Annotated in this window: 13 protein-coding genes; 4 read left to right on the top strand and 9 right to left on the bottom strand. The window is 56.8% G+C overall.

What is annotated here, in order from left to right; all coding sequences use genetic code 11:
• Positions 1-44 precede the first annotated feature (44 nt).
• The 4 genes from IPK79_09280 to IPK79_09295 form a co-directional block, all read right to left on the bottom strand.
• A complete protein-coding gene (locus IPK79_09280; protein MBK8190624.1) occupies positions 45-593 on the bottom strand; it encodes a hypothetical protein in 549 nt (182 codons plus the stop codon).
• 201 nt (positions 594-794) lie between these two features.
• The gene (locus IPK79_09285) at positions 795-1,649 is read right to left on the bottom strand and encodes an SGNH/GDSL hydrolase family protein (GenBank protein ID MBK8190625.1); all 855 of its coding nucleotides are present in this window, start codon (positions 1,647-1,649) and stop codon (positions 795-797) included.
• 32 nt (positions 1,650-1,681) lie between these two features.
• Complete coding sequence (locus IPK79_09290) at positions 1,682-2,557, bottom strand: hypothetical protein (protein ID MBK8190626.1); 876 nt, start codon at positions 2,555-2,557, stop codon at positions 1,682-1,684.
• Positions 2,558-2,561: 4 nt separating this feature from the next.
• On the bottom strand, positions 2,562-3,164 hold the full coding sequence (locus IPK79_09295; protein ID MBK8190627.1) for a hypothetical protein: 603 nt from the start codon (positions 3,162-3,164) through the stop codon (positions 2,562-2,564).
• Positions 3,165-3,624: 460 nt separating this feature from the next.
• Between IPK79_09295 and IPK79_09300 the strand changes: the two genes are divergently transcribed.
• Positions 3,625-5,967: a diguanylate cyclase gene (locus tag IPK79_09300; protein MBK8190628.1), complete on the top strand. Its 2,343-nt coding sequence runs from the start codon at positions 3,625-3,627 to the stop codon at positions 5,965-5,967.
• Here the strand turns inward: IPK79_09300 and proB are convergent.
• Positions 5,952-7,178, bottom strand: coding sequence for a glutamate 5-kinase (gene proB / locus IPK79_09305; protein ID MBK8190629.1), 1,227 nt, complete (start codon positions 7,176-7,178; stop codon positions 5,952-5,954). The genes IPK79_09300 and proB overlap by 16 nt on opposite strands.
• 208 nt (positions 7,179-7,386) lie before the next feature.
• Here proB and IPK79_09310 point away from each other — a divergent pair, with 208 nt between their 5' ends.
• A complete protein-coding gene (locus IPK79_09310) occupies positions 7,387-8,505 on the top strand; it encodes a polysaccharide biosynthesis/export family protein (protein ID MBK8190630.1) in 1,119 nt (372 codons plus the stop codon).
• On the opposite strand, the gene tsaD is transcribed toward IPK79_09310, so the two are convergent.
• The 4 genes from tsaD to IPK79_09330 form a co-directional block, all read right to left on the bottom strand.
• Positions 8,477-9,496 (bottom strand): tRNA (adenosine(37)-N6)-threonylcarbamoyltransferase complex transferase subunit TsaD, encoded by a 1,020-nt coding sequence (tsaD, locus tag IPK79_09315; GenBank protein ID MBK8190631.1) that lies wholly within the window; start codon positions 9,494-9,496, stop codon positions 8,477-8,479. The genes IPK79_09310 and tsaD overlap by 29 nt on opposite strands.
• Before the next feature lie 23 nt (positions 9,497-9,519).
• Positions 9,520-9,957 carry a hypothetical protein gene (locus tag IPK79_09320; GenBank protein ID MBK8190632.1) on the bottom strand — a complete coding sequence of 146 codons (438 nt, stop codon included), beginning with the start codon at positions 9,955-9,957 and terminating at the stop codon, positions 9,520-9,522.
• Positions 9,954-10,661 carry a hypothetical protein gene (locus IPK79_09325; GenBank protein ID MBK8190633.1) on the bottom strand — a complete coding sequence of 236 codons (708 nt, stop codon included), beginning with the start codon at positions 10,659-10,661 and terminating at the stop codon, positions 9,954-9,956. The genes IPK79_09320 and IPK79_09325 overlap by 4 nt, the downstream gene beginning before the upstream one ends.
• A gap of 88 nt (positions 10,662-10,749) precedes the next feature.
• Positions 10,750-11,955 carry an LL-diaminopimelate aminotransferase gene (locus IPK79_09330; protein ID MBK8190634.1) on the bottom strand — a complete coding sequence of 402 codons (1,206 nt, stop codon included), beginning with the start codon at positions 11,953-11,955 and terminating at the stop codon, positions 10,750-10,752.
• Positions 11,956-12,012: 57 nt separating this feature from the next.
• On the opposite strand from IPK79_09330, the gene IPK79_09335 reads away from it, so the two are divergent.
• Positions 12,013-12,966, top strand: coding sequence for a 50S ribosomal protein L11 methyltransferase (locus IPK79_09335; GenBank protein MBK8190635.1), 954 nt, complete (start codon positions 12,013-12,015; stop codon positions 12,964-12,966).
• Positions 12,963-13,772: a 16S rRNA (uracil(1498)-N(3))-methyltransferase gene (locus IPK79_09340; protein ID MBK8190636.1), complete on the top strand. Its 810-nt coding sequence runs from the start codon at positions 12,963-12,965 to the stop codon at positions 13,770-13,772. The genes IPK79_09335 and IPK79_09340 overlap by 4 nt, the downstream gene beginning before the upstream one ends.

Consider the following 13,772-nt stretch of genomic DNA (forward strand, 5'->3'; position numbering starts at 1 on the left):
AAAATGCTATCCGGGCGCAGAATTGTTGTTTGAAGCGTCAGCGTTTAGGCTTGGTACACTTTAACCGGACGAGGACCGGCTCCCGGACGTTCGCTGACGGAGATGTTCTGATAGGTGCTTTTCATCTGTTTTAAAACAGAGGTAATGACCGATTGCTTGTTGACGTCACGATTACGACGCGCAACTTCTGCGTAAACGTCATTGGCTGTAAACGCTTGTTTCTGATCGATGAATTTCTGAATGGCGCCTTGAATTTTGCTGGTGAGGCTATCGCTGCCGCGAGGACGCCCTTTGCCAGCGTTTGTTTTGGGAGCGGCGGACGCCTTTGGTTTAGGGCCCCGCTTTTTGGGCGCTTCAACAGTGGCAGCCGCTTTGGCTTTACGACCGCGCTTAGCGGGAGCCGCCATTTTGGAAGCTGCGGCCGCTTTCGGCGGACGTCCGCGACGGCCCGGCGCTTTGGCTGCAGGCGCTTTGTCGGCGTTGGCCTTTTTACGTCCCGGGCCGCGTTTTGTGGTAGTGGAAACAGAAATGTCGCGTCCCGACATAAATTTTTCGAGATCTTTAAGCGTATCAAACTGAATGGTAACCGGCATCAGATTGCTATCCCTTATTATCGCTAACGCAAGGCGTTGGCCTATAGCATCAGTAGACCAGAAATTTTAAAATAGGTCAATGCAAAAAATAAAAAATAGCAGTTCCAGATGAGACGCATTAAGAGCGTGAATGGTCAATTGAGCCCCGAAACGTAAGACGAGCGGGGCTGCAAATACGCGGCCCCGCTTCTAAAAAAACGTTTAAGGCGCGTCCTGTAATCGCGAAACAAATCCCGGCGCAAGCGCTTCGAGATCGTTGCAGACGCTGAGGCTTCGATTATATTGATTTAGAATCCCGGCTAATACGGGCGCAGAAATCCGGATGCCGTCCGCATTCACCAGGCGCCGCGCGTAATCGCTCGTGCCCGCCGCGTTTGGGTATGCGCCCAGGCTGACGGCTTTTGCGTTGAACGCAAGAAAATCGGCGTCGTTTTCCGCATAAGTGGCTTTGTTGAATTCTATATACATCGGCTTCAGGCGCGCCAAGCCGCGATCCGCCAGCGATGCCGCGATGAGTCGCGCGACTTTGGCGTCTCCCGAAGGTAAAATATGGATATTGTCGGCTGCATAGTCGCTAGAAGGCGGCGGCGCGGGCGCCTTGTTGCCGTGGATAATCCCGCTCCAGCCGGCTGTCTGCCATTGTTGCATCATCAGTTGGACGGTTGCGTTGATCCAGAAGTTATGATAATCGGCGACCGGTAGCGTGGTAATCGGATATACTTGGTAGCCGTGCGCCTGATAAAACGTCGTCAGCGCTGTAAAGGCGTCCACGGTTTGTTGATAGGGCGTGGCCGCATACACGTCGTTGGTGCCTGTTCCAATAAACAGGGTTTTGGTTTGGGCGTCTGGATACCGTTGACTTAATGGGGTCTGGCCAAAGATCTTAGTCGGATGCGTCCCTTCATAGTAGTTGACGGCTTCACTCATGGTGAGTCCGGCCAGGCCGACCTCAATGGTTTCAAAATTTTCCGGATTGGCCAGATACGAGAGCGTTTTGCTGGGCATCTCGCTGCCAGCGATGTTGGAGTCTCCTGCAAATACCAGTACATGGGTCATCTTTTGTATCCTCTTAAATCGCCGCTATCCTTTTACAGGCCGCTTCGAGACAGCAGATACGCCTCAATAAGGGCCCGTTCGCTTGCAGAGAGCGTCCGATCGTAAATCAGAATCTCGACGATGTTGCCGTAATAATAGGCGGCGTTAACCCCTGAACCGATTCTGGGTTGCGTCGCATTGATGTTGTCGGTGTTGCTCGCCGCCGTCGTCCACCCGCTGGTGGAGGCCGTCGAGTTGTTGCTGGCAACGGTAATTGAGGCGCTGCGATTGACGAAGTCCGCGACATAGGTATTGACTGCATACGCCGAAGGCGTCGCCAGCGTCTTGGTTAAATAGCTCATGGCGGCGGCGTCTCCATTGCGTCCGGCCATGCTGTCCTTATAAACGGCGCCGTTGTATTCGCGGTAAATCACGAGTCGGGCGACGGTATACGATTGCGTGTTGAACTGGAGCAAATACCGCTGGCTATTCGTAGGAGGTCCTCCTGAGACAATCATAAATACCGTGGCCCCGGGAATGTTCCTTAAAATGCCGCCTGCCGCCGCTGGCAGGTCCAGCCAATCATCCACGCCATCAAAATGCAGTGAGGGCAGATGATTCAGCGCATCGCTGACTAATTGCGGCTGCGAGGCCTTAACGCCTTGCGTCGCGTCGTACGCGGAACCCGTCGCAGCCTGATTCGCCCAGCGCGCCACTGTCGTCGATCCCAGCGTCGTATCCATCGTTACGCCTGCATCGGCCTTGAGCCAGAGTTTTAGATTGGCGATCGTCGTCGGCTCGATAAGAGAGGCTTTCAACAGCCCGCCGCCGTAACCACCGGGCGTCAGGACGCCCGCCCCCGCCCAATCGGCGAAGGCGGCCATCCATGTGAGCGCGAGTATCCCGCACCATAAAAATCGTTTTGTCATCGTTCTAGCGCTCCTGCTCGAACCAGAGGGACGCATGAACCGATGTCGTCGCAACGCCTTTTACCAGGTTGAGGTTGTCCGCGCCGCGCTGGTAAACGGCCCCGCTGGCCGCGCTGGTCGCATTGGAGCTGGCGGTCATGCTGGTGTTGCTGCTGACGGTTTGAATGGTCAGCGTATTGCCGCCGGTAATTACAATGCGATCGCCTGGCGCAAAATCCTGCGTGAAGCTGGCTCCGACGCCGGTAATTGTCGCGCTGCCGACGGTGGTGCTCACGGTCCCTGCAAGGTTAGAGGATTTTGCGCGACACTCCAGCGTTAATGGATAGAACGTCTGGGCGAGGCCGCTGCGAGCGCCCAGAAAAAAGGCCGCCTTGGTCACGCTGCCGCAATTCAGCTTGATGGTATCCGAGGCGTCCACCGACAACAGGAGTCCGGCGGCGCGGGTGACGCGCGCGTCGTCGGCGCTGACCAGGGTGACGGTCGTATTGGTCGAATCCGCTTTATAAAGGTGGCGCGTCGTAACGGCTCCTGACAGACGAGAGTCTGCAAGCGCTGTTTGCGTGGCGAGCGTTGCCACAGCAAGCGCCAGTAAGAGATATTTAAGCATGGTCGTGGTATTCCCCCTTGACGTTATGGTAAGTGAACACGCGGACGCCGCGCCCAGAGAGTGCCTCTCTGTCGAAACGCCACCGCGAAAAGAGCCTGATCAGGAATCGTCGCCTGGTGTCCGCAACCCCTCGAACATGTGAGCGTTGCGACGCCTGTCACATATCAGCATGGCCGATCGGGCTCAAAAAGCATAGCGAATTAGATTTACGATTTTTTGAAACCCTCTCCCTGCTTTGTTTTTTGTCCTTTGGCTCGTTTATAATTATTTACAATTTGCCTTCCATACCCTGTTCTGGCACAAAATTTTCCTCTGAGGCGTGCTTTCGTATGTCTCTGCTCCTCCTCGCCGGCTCCTCCATTGGCAGGTTGTGCGCGGAAGAAACGCTCCTTTATGCTGGAAGTGCGTGAGCTTTGCCCGTTTGGGGCGGCTCAGAAAGAGACGAAACGGATCATCGCTGATGGAAACGCCCAAAGAGTCGCGGGCCGGAGCCGATAGACCTTTTAACCAGCTTCTGGCCGTTGTGCTGGCGGTTATCTTTGCTGTGGCTGTGGTGTTTGCCATCAATTATTTTCATCTGGATTCTCTAATCGAGGACCTTGAACTCAAGACCTACGATATGCGGGCCTTCCTGCAAAAAGGACCATTGGCTCATCAACCCAGCGAAAACATCGTCATCGTGCAATTTGACGACGTGACGCTGAACACCTTCGAAGATGAATTCGGTACCTGGCCCTGGCCGCGCAACGTACATGCCGACATGATGGGCTGGTTCAACGATGCAGGCGCCCGCATGGTCGCCTACGACATCATGTTCGTGTCCCGTCAAAAAGGGTCGCACGAGCAGGATCAACAGTTGATTGACGCCTTTCGTCGCTATCCGAACGTCTATATCGGCATGAATTTTGATAATAACTACGGCCTGCTCAAAGATATGCGAAAAGCGCCCGGCGCCGAGGCGTTTCGTAGCATTCAACCGTTGTCGATCTCAATTGAAAACCAATTGGCTCGCCATAACGAAAGCGGATTGCTGCGCCCTCGCGTCCTGAATCTGGATGCAAGCGGCCAGTTCTTTGAAAATCCGGGGATGACCTACAACAATTTTCGCGGGATTCTGCCGGGACTTCTCGCGCAAAAACAACGCATTGCGTTTGTGAATCACAGTCGTGACAAGGACGGCGTCAGTCGCAGTAACCCTTTATTCTTTCGTCTGGAGTGGGAAGAGCCGCTGATAAGCGCAGCGCGGCCTTTTCGTTTCGATGCGGCCGCTGGCGCATGGAAAGATCAGGAAGCGGGCGAACAACGCGGAAAATGGCTGGATGCTAAAAATGAGTGGATCAATGCGCAAGGCTGCCGAATGCAACCGCAAAACCCGGCCAAAACCATCGCGCGCTGCCAGAAAACGCTTCATACAGACTATTACCCCTATATGGGGCTCAGAATGCTATTGGATTTGAAAAACGCTGGAAAATCCACGTCCAGAATTGTACTGACGCGCAACGGCGAACTCCGGATAGATGGGTCGTCGCTGACTGTGCCGCTGGACGCTGACGGGGCGATGCTTCTCAAGTGGTACAACATGAGCATTGAGCAAGAGGCCATCGAGGTTTCGCTTAAGCAAATGGAAGAAGCCCGGCTGGCCATGGCGGTCGAGCATCCAGGGGACGTTCCGCAAATCAAGGCGGTTGAGGAGCAGCTTCGCTCGCAGCTCCAGCGGGATTTTCCGCCGAAGCCTTATGCAGAAATTTCGGCGTGGCGCATCCTGAAGGCGATGAAGGATGAACGCTCCGGCGGCCTCACCGCCGCAGATAAGGACTTGAAGAATTCCCTGAAAAACAAGGTTATTTTTGTCGGCACCACGGCTGTTGCCACTTATGACATCAAAACGACGCCTATTGCGCAGGCCATGCCGGGCGTCGTCATTCAGGCGACCGTGTTTGATAATCTTCAGCAAAATGCGGGCTTTATGCGGCGCATTGACGATATCTATAATATTTTGCTGATGCTGGCGTTATGCGCTATTTCCGCGACGGCTATCTTTCGGCTTCGATCGGCGTTGGCTGCCAGCATGGTGGTGGCCGTTCTGTTGGCTTTATACCTGGGAGCCGCCGTTCTCGCCTTCCAGAAGCTGAATTTGTGGATTAATACGGCCGCGCCGCTCATCGCCGTGACGGTGGTGACGATGCTGACCTATATGATCAAATACGTCAGTAAGAACCGCGCCTACGAACGCACCTACGTCATGGCGACGACAGATGCGATGACAGGGCTTAAAAACCACCGATTCTTTCAGGAGCATTTGCGCGAATCCATTCAGTTTTCCAATCGCTTTAACAGCAAATTTTCGTTGTTGCTGATCGATATTGATCACTTCAAGAAATTCAACGATTCGTTTGGCCACCAGGCGGGCGACGAAGTGTTGCGCGCGGTCGCTCGCAAGCTCAAGACGTCCGTTCGTAGTAACGATCTTGTTGCGCGTTACGGCGGCGAAGAAATGGCCATTGTGCTGGACAAAGCCAACGAGCGCGAGGCTCTGGAAGTGGGCGCTAAAATTGTTCGCGCAGTGGCGGAAGAGGCTTATCCCATCGCCGCGGGCGTTTCCAAACATGTGACCATCAGCGTCGGGGCGGCGACTTACCCCACGCATGGCAAGACCCCCGCAGAGCTGATCGAGTTTTCAGATCAAGGGCTGTATCGTGCCAAGGAGTCGGGACGAAACCGCGTTGGGGCGCAATATGATGCGGACATGCCGCCAAAAGAAGCTGATTCCGGCTCAGCAGGCGACAGTCACAAGCCCGCCTGAGGCCCCGACGTCTCTGGAAACGCCTGAAAAATCACCAGATTATCGCGGTGAATCAGAATTTCGGCCTTGGCGGGCGCTGTCTGACCTAGAATTTGCACAATATCCTGGCGCTTGCGTCCGAGAATGCGTCGTACGTCGTCGGCGTCATACTGGCACACGCCGCGCCCCAGCTCGTGGCCTGCGCGATCTTTGACGCTCACCACTTGCCCGCGCGTAAAGTCGCCGCGCGCTTCTTCCACGCCAATCGCCAGCAGGCTGGCCCCGTCGTCACGAAGCGCTTGCGCTGCACGTTCATTAAGAATCAGAACGCCGTTATACCCTGAGGCCAGACCAATCCAGCGTTTTTTGCCCGACAGTGAGGATTGCGCAAGCGTGAGCGTTCCCGGCGGCGTTGCATCAGGATCCGCTGCGTTCCAGTCATAAAGGAGCGCGGCTTCGATCACATCCGGCCTCAGGCCGTTGGCGATGATGGCGTTGACGCCGCTTAATGCCGCCATGCGCGCGGCCTCCAGTTTGCTGGCCATTCCGCCGCGTCCCTGGCTGGAGAGTCCACGCGTGCGGATAGCGCCCAGCTCTTCAATGGTATGAATCACGGGAATTAGCTCAGCAGCAGGATTCTCCGATGGATTATCCGTATAAACGCCCGCTACATTGGTCAGCATCACCAGTACATCGGCTTCCAGACGGCTGGCGACCAGAGCGGAAAGCTTATCGTTATCGCCAAAGCCTTTGCTTTGGGTGTCTTCTTCAAGTTCGGCAGTGGCGACCGTGTCATTTTCATTGAGAATGGGAACAACTCCCAGTTCCAACAGGCGCTCCAGAGTGCCATGGAGGTTAAGATATTGCTGGCGGTCGGCGAAATTGCCTTCCGTGACCAGAATCTGAGCGATTAAAAATCCTTCCTGCTCAAAAATCTGGCGGTAGGCGTCCATCAAGGCGCTTTGTCCCACAGCTGCGGCGGCCTGCTTATCGACCAGTGGACGCTTGCCAGATGCCGGACGCGAGAGTCCTAACGCCTGAACGCCCAGGCCGACGGCGCCGGATGAAACGATGATCGTTTGAACGCCTTCGCGCATGAGTTGAGCGCATTGCTTCATAAGCGTCTGGAGACGTTCGCGCGCCAGATGCCCATCGTCGCCGATGACGATACCCGTCCCCAGCTTGACGACTGCCCGTCGGATGCCGCTGCTTCGCGCTGACTGCGTTTTCATAGGGCTCAGTATAGATCAACGCCCGCGCCGCGTCAGCCGCTGGGCTCGGGCAAGCCATAGCGTCCACGCCTATCACGATTTTGTAACATTCAGGCAAGACGCGCGATTTTTGGTTTTTTTCACGCTATACAAGTGTAAACGTATGTCGTTTCGATAGGTCTCTTTTTCTCGTCAGTCCCCCCCGTTTCCCTCGGAGGTTTCCATCCCCATGATTGGCCCCTCTCATTTTGCCTCTCTCGTTGCGCACGAAAGCAAACTGCAATGCTCTTACCGCGCCTTTCGCCTGATTGCGCTGGCGCTGGTGGCTATTATGAGCGTGTTTGGGGCTTCTCTGGCATTCGGCGGCGACAAGCTGGTCGGGTCGGTCTCGTTTACGGAAAGCTCGTATCGCGTGGGCGCTGGGGATGTCCTGTCCTTCCATGTTTACCATCAGGACGATCTTAACCAGTCCAGTATTCTCGTTCGCTCGGACGGATTGGCCTCGTTCAACGGCGTGGGCGAGCTGCGGGTGGAAGGCCGATCCATTGGCGAAATCCAGAAAATGCTGGAACAATCGCTGAGCGAGCTGGTCAAACAGCCCATTGTGACGGTTACCGTAACGCAAACCCGCCCCGGCACGATCTATCTGGCGGGCGCGGTGAAACATCCCGGCATGTATCAGCTCTCGACGGGTAATCAGAACAGTATGACCGGCCCTTCCAGCACGGGACCTATCGCCCGTATCGATCTGCGTCTGTCCAATATTCTGGCCAATGCGGGCGGCGTTAAAATGAACGCCGACCTTAGCAATGTTCGCATTACCCGCCAAGGGCATGAAGGCGGCGAAGAAAGTATCGCCGTTGATCTCTGGCGGATGTTGCGCAACGGGGACGCTTCTCAGGACGTCATGCTGCAATCCGGCGATGCCATTAATATCCCGGAACTGCCGAATATGGCCATGTCTGACGCCGACTACGATCTGGTGCTTAATTCTTCAATCGGGCCTGAAACGTTTCCCGTTCGCGTAATTGGCGAGCTGAAGACGCCTGGCGTCTATTATTTACCGGGGAATTCCCCTTATCTGAACTCTGCCGTCGCCATGGCGGGCGGCTACACTCAGGAAGCCAACAAGAAAATCGTCGCGATTCGACGCTTCACTAAGGATAACGACGCTTCGACCCTCTATGTCGATCCCAATAAGCTTGATATCGTGTTACGCCCCAACGATGTGGTGTACGTCAGCGAGCGATCTCTCGCCAAAGGCAGTCGATTTTTCGAGCGCGTGGGTCAGATCCTCAAGCCATTTACCGATTCTGCGTTTACGGCTGGGATGCTTCGCAGCTTTTAGCAGGCGTTCGCGAAAATACTTCCATCGTCCAGTTGTCTGTCAGCGGATTAAAAAACGCGGACGAGGCGATCATGGCGGCGTTATCGGTGCAGTAAGCCATTTTCGGTACACAAACGCGATAATCGGGATGATTTGAAGCGAACGCCTGAAACCGCTGTCTTAGGCCCTGATTCGCCGATACGCCGCCCGCAATGGCAATCGTCGTCAAATTCCGCGCCTCGGCGCAGGCCAGCGTCTTGCGAAAGAGCGTTTCGACCACTGTGTGCTGAAACGAAGCCGCCAGATCTTCTTGTAGAGTTGGAGAGGGCGCGGGCTCTGCGCACGCGCGTTCGTAAGCGCGCCGCATCGCGGTCTTCAATCCGCTAAAGCTGAAGTCATAAGGGCCCTGCGTGCGCGCCGTCGGGAGGTTAAACGCTTTTGAATTTCCGTGTTGCGCCAGTCGATCGAGCGCAGGACCACCAGGAAAACCAGCTCCCAGCAAACGCCCCGTCTTGTCATAGGCCTCGCCGACGGCGTCATCGAGCGTTTCTCCCAGAATTTCCATCCGGTCGTAATCGCTCACATGGATCAGCTGCGTGTGACCGCCGCTGACCAACAGGCAGAGAAAAGGCGGTTTCAAATCGCTGTCCAGATAATTGGCGCACACATGCCCGTATAAATGATGAACCCCACGAAACGGCTTGCCGCTCACCAGGCTGAGCGCCTTGGCGGCGTTGGCTCCTATCAGTAGCGAGCCGATTAACCCCGGCCCCAGGGTCGCCGCAAAACAATCCACGTTTTCCAGAGACAGCCCGGCTTGTTGAAGCGCCTGATCCAGACAGCGATTGATCGCCCCAAGATGCTGTCGCGCCGCTGCCTCTGGCACCACGCCGCCATATTGCGCGTGCAATTCATTCTGGGTCAGAATAATATTTGCAAGCGTACGCCTACCGTCCTCAACGACGGCGACGGCGGTCTCATCACAACTGGTTTCAAGCGCCAGAATTCGCATCAGAAACGTCGCGCATTTTCGTGTCAGGCGGGACCTTTAGGGGTGACGTCGGCGCGCGCTTGTCCGCCGGGCGCCCAATGATACACCACGCTCACGTAAGTAAACGCTGTTGGACATGCAATGGCTTGCGGCGACACGGTACAGCCGCCATGGCGACCCAGATTGGCAACGCTGAGCGTATAGCCATCTCCCGCCGTTAGCGCATTAGCAGACACAAAATCCGTAAACCCTTCGGGCGCCTTCCCGCTCTGAATCTGATATTGCTGAGCCGCGCCGGGAATTTGCGACGTGAAGGTTTCAGCGGCCATTTTTTCGGTCGCTTGAATCGTTTCAATCCGTTCGTCCAGACGCTTTTCGATTTGCGGTCCCTGACACGCCGCCAACGGTAGCGCAAGCCCGCAGAGCGCGGTCATCGTTAATAGCGTTCTTAATAAGCGCGTATCGGGGAGAAAATGCGTCATGAACGGGCCTCATACATGCTGGAAGCTGGATTATACCGAAAAACGCGCGATTCTTGTTCGTTCACCATTAGAGCGACGTCGGCCCAACCGTTTCTGCCCGTGGGCAATACCCGAATCGCTTTACCGCGCCCATAAAACACTTCGCGATGCTCAACCAGAATCGAGATATCCATTAATCCGTCATTGGCCGTGCGGTCGTACATGATCTGCTCGGCGACGCCGTCGCGGTTGATATCCAGCCCGCGCGTCTGGACATCGACGACCGGCAGAGGAGGCGACTTCCGTTCTTCGCCGGAAGACGCGATCATCATGTTGTTGAGAGGCTCAGGCGGCGCGCGATCAGGGGTGGGCGCCGCCGGCAACGGGGCTCTGGCCAGCGTTCCATCGGCATTGAAATTGGAACGCGCCTCGATTTTTTTCAGGCGAAGGGTTTGCGTCGGGCGACGGTCTTCAATGAGCGACATTGCCACCGGGTCGGTTTCGTTCACGGGGGCGTCAATCCCGTGGAGACGATCGCGGCGTGAACCGAACAGGCGGGCTAAAAAGCCGCGTTTATCGCCTTCTCTCGCAACATGGGTTTCGCCGGTCAGATTGTCGCGTTCATAGACGATTTGCGAATTAGCGCGATCGACCCAATGCTCGTAACGGAAAAAGAGCTGATACGTCAGGCCAAACAGCAGCAGAATAGCGACGACGGCAGGCATGCGGAACGCTCCTCAGAGAATAATGCAATCTAGCTACTATTCTACCTGATGTTTGTCAATTGAAGCGCACGCGCTTTCAGCAATTTTTCTAACGAAGCCCGCCCGCTCCAGCGGTCGCCAGCGCCTTATAGGTAACGCCTTCGCGCGCCATACGCTCCAGGGCTTCCTGCAGGCGGTTTTCCGGCTGCGTCAGCGCCACGCGGAAATACCCTTCGCCTGCCGGTCCGTACCCATTGCCAGGCGGCGTGACGATGCCGCATTTGTCCAGTAACAGGGTGACGAAGGCCTCGCTCGTCATTCCGGAAGGGACCGGCGCCCAGAGGTAGAACGTCGCCACCATCGGGTCGACCGGCCAGCCCAGATCGCGCAGCCCCTGGACGAACATATCGCGTCGACGGCCGTAAATGGCGTTGTGATCGCGCGTCAGCTCTTCGGCGCGATCCAGGCCAAACGAAGCCGCGCGTTGAATGGCCGTGAACACGCCGCTATCGGTATTGTTCTTGATAGAGCCCAGTGCGCCGACGGCCTCGCGATTGCCCACGGCAAAACCAACGCGCCAGCCTGTCATATTAAACATTTTACTGAAGCTGAACATCTCAATGCAGACGTCCTTGGCGCCAGGTTGTGCGAGAAAACTGGGCGCCTGGTAACCATCGAAGGTCATCTCGGAGTAAGCATTATCGTGGCACAGCACGATGTCATGCGTACGACAGAAGGCGAGCGCCTCCTGAATAAACTTCTCAGGCGCAATCGCGCCCGTAGGGTTGTTCGGGTAATTCAAGAACATCAGCTTGGCGCGTTTGGCGATCTCGCCGGGGATTGTGTTGAAATCAGGCAAAAACTGCCGATCCGCGCTAAGCGGCATCACAAACGTTTCGCCGCCGCAAAGCGTCGTGTAGTTGCTATAGACCGGATAGGCTGGCGATGGGCACAGCACGACGTCGCCCGGCTGAATATAAGCCAGAATCAGGTGAGCGATGCCTTCTTTTGCCCCAATGAGAGCCATGGTTTCGCTGGCGGGATCGACTTCGACATCAAAACGGCGTTTCATCCAGCGACTCACGCTTTCGCAGAACGGGAGGCTGCCCTTGTAGGCGGGATACGTATGCGTAGCCGGATCCTGAACCGCTTCGGTCATCGCCTGAATAATCGGCTGGGGCGTCGGCAAGTCGGGATCGCCGATGCCCAGATTGATGATATCGACGCCGCGCGCGCGGGCTTCTGCAATTTTGCGGTCTAATTCGGCGAATAAATAGGGCGGCAACTTGCCCAGATTGGCGGTCGGACTCGGCATGACGGATTCCTCGGGATTCTCAGGGGCGAATAACTGCGGTATTCTAACGCAAACGCCATGACTGACCAACACGCTACCGCCACGGCGATTGCCCTGCCCGTCGCCCTCGACCCCAGCGCCTTGAAGGCGTCCGATGCCGTGAACGCCGCGAGTGTGGCCGCGCTGTTTGAAGAACTCCTCTGGACGCTGCCGGCGACCCTCAGCGTTGAGACGCGCTATGAAGGCCCGCTGGGAGAGGAGCATCCGTGCGGCTTTATCGCCTTGTTTCGCGATGAAGCGGATTTAACGCGTGCGCGCGATCGCGTTTTGTCGCTGCTGGCGGCGACGCCCGAATTCAGCGACGCCGGATTGACGGTCGGTTTGCCGCAACGCGTCGCGCCAGACGATTGGGCTCATGCGTGGAAGCGATTCTGGGGGGTGACGCCCATCACGCCGACATTGATCATTCGGCCTTCGTGGGAGCCGTATGACGCAAAAGCTGGCGAAACGGTCATCACGCTGGACCCCGGCTGCGCGTTTGGCACGGGCGCGCACGAAACCACGCGCCTGATGCTCGAAGCGATGGAGTCTCTTGCTCGGGGGTTGGATTTTCATCGTCTGCGGGTGTTGGATGTGGGGTGTGGGTCTGGCGTTCTGGCAGTTGTCGCAGCCCTGTGGGGCGCGCAAGACGTGACCGCGATTGATATTGAACCCGAAGCGATTCGCGCCACGCATGAAAACGCCCGCGTTAATGGCGTTGAACGGGCGGTTCATGCCTCTACGACGCTGATTGCAGACCTGCCCTTGACTCCATACGACTTAATCCTCGCCAATATTCAGGCGCCTGTGATTCTGGCCATGCTGAACGAGATGCGCCAGCGACTCCGGCCAGACGGCGCGCTGTTGCTCAGCGGCTTGATTGAAAGCTCTGTGGGTCTTGTCCGTGACTCTTTGACCGATGATGCGTGGTATGACGTCGCGCAACGACAACAGGGTGACTGGTTTTCCCTTATCGCTCGGAGGACGGCATGACGGCGGGCGAGTCGAGCCCGGCTTTTGACGCTATGCGCGTCAGTCGGTTTTTTTTGCCTTTTCCGGCGCCGGTAGACGCCTTGCCCGCCCGGATTCTCGTGACTCAGGAGGACGTTGTCCATAAATTGGCGCATGTGCTTCGCCTGCGGGCTGGCGATCCGTTGCTGGCCATCGATGGCGAACGGGAGGTCGCCTATGAGGCCACTGTCGATGCAATCGGTCGCGATCAGGCGACTATTTCCCTGTGGCGGCCATATGCGCGCGCAGTTGAAACCCCGATTGCCTTAACGCTCGGCGCCGCCCTGATTAAAGGTCAACGTTGGGACTGGCTGCTGCAAAAGGCGACAGAGTTGGGGTGTCGTCGCCTGCTGCCCATTGAGTCCGAGCGGTCGATTCCGCACATCGGCTCGCCCCAGAAGAAGCGGGAACGTTGGGAAGCGGTCGCGCGCGCCGCCGCTGAGCAGTCTGAAGGGTTGTTTTTACCAGAAATTGCGCCGCCTATGGCGCTGCCTGTTTTCTGCGACGCCGTGCGGGGCGCCTCGCTCAAAATCGCCCTGGAAGCCCGCGCCGTCTCATGTGAGGGCCCCGCTGACGATTTAAGAGAACCGCTGCGACTGCTGCTGCGCAAGCATGCGCATGCCAAAAGCGCCGTGTTGGCCGTCGGACCCGAAGGCGGCTGGACCGCGCAGGAGTTGGACTCTTTGCGCGTAAGCGGGTTTCGCTTCGCTTCGCTCGGCGAGCGCGTTCTGCGAAGCGAAACCGCCGCCTTGACGGCGCTTGCCGCACTGATTTACGAATTCTGCTGA

This window comes from Vampirovibrionales bacterium (assembly GCA_016712355.1).
Taxonomy (GTDB): domain Bacteria; phylum Cyanobacteriota; class Vampirovibrionia; order Vampirovibrionales; family Vampirovibrionaceae; genus JADJRF01.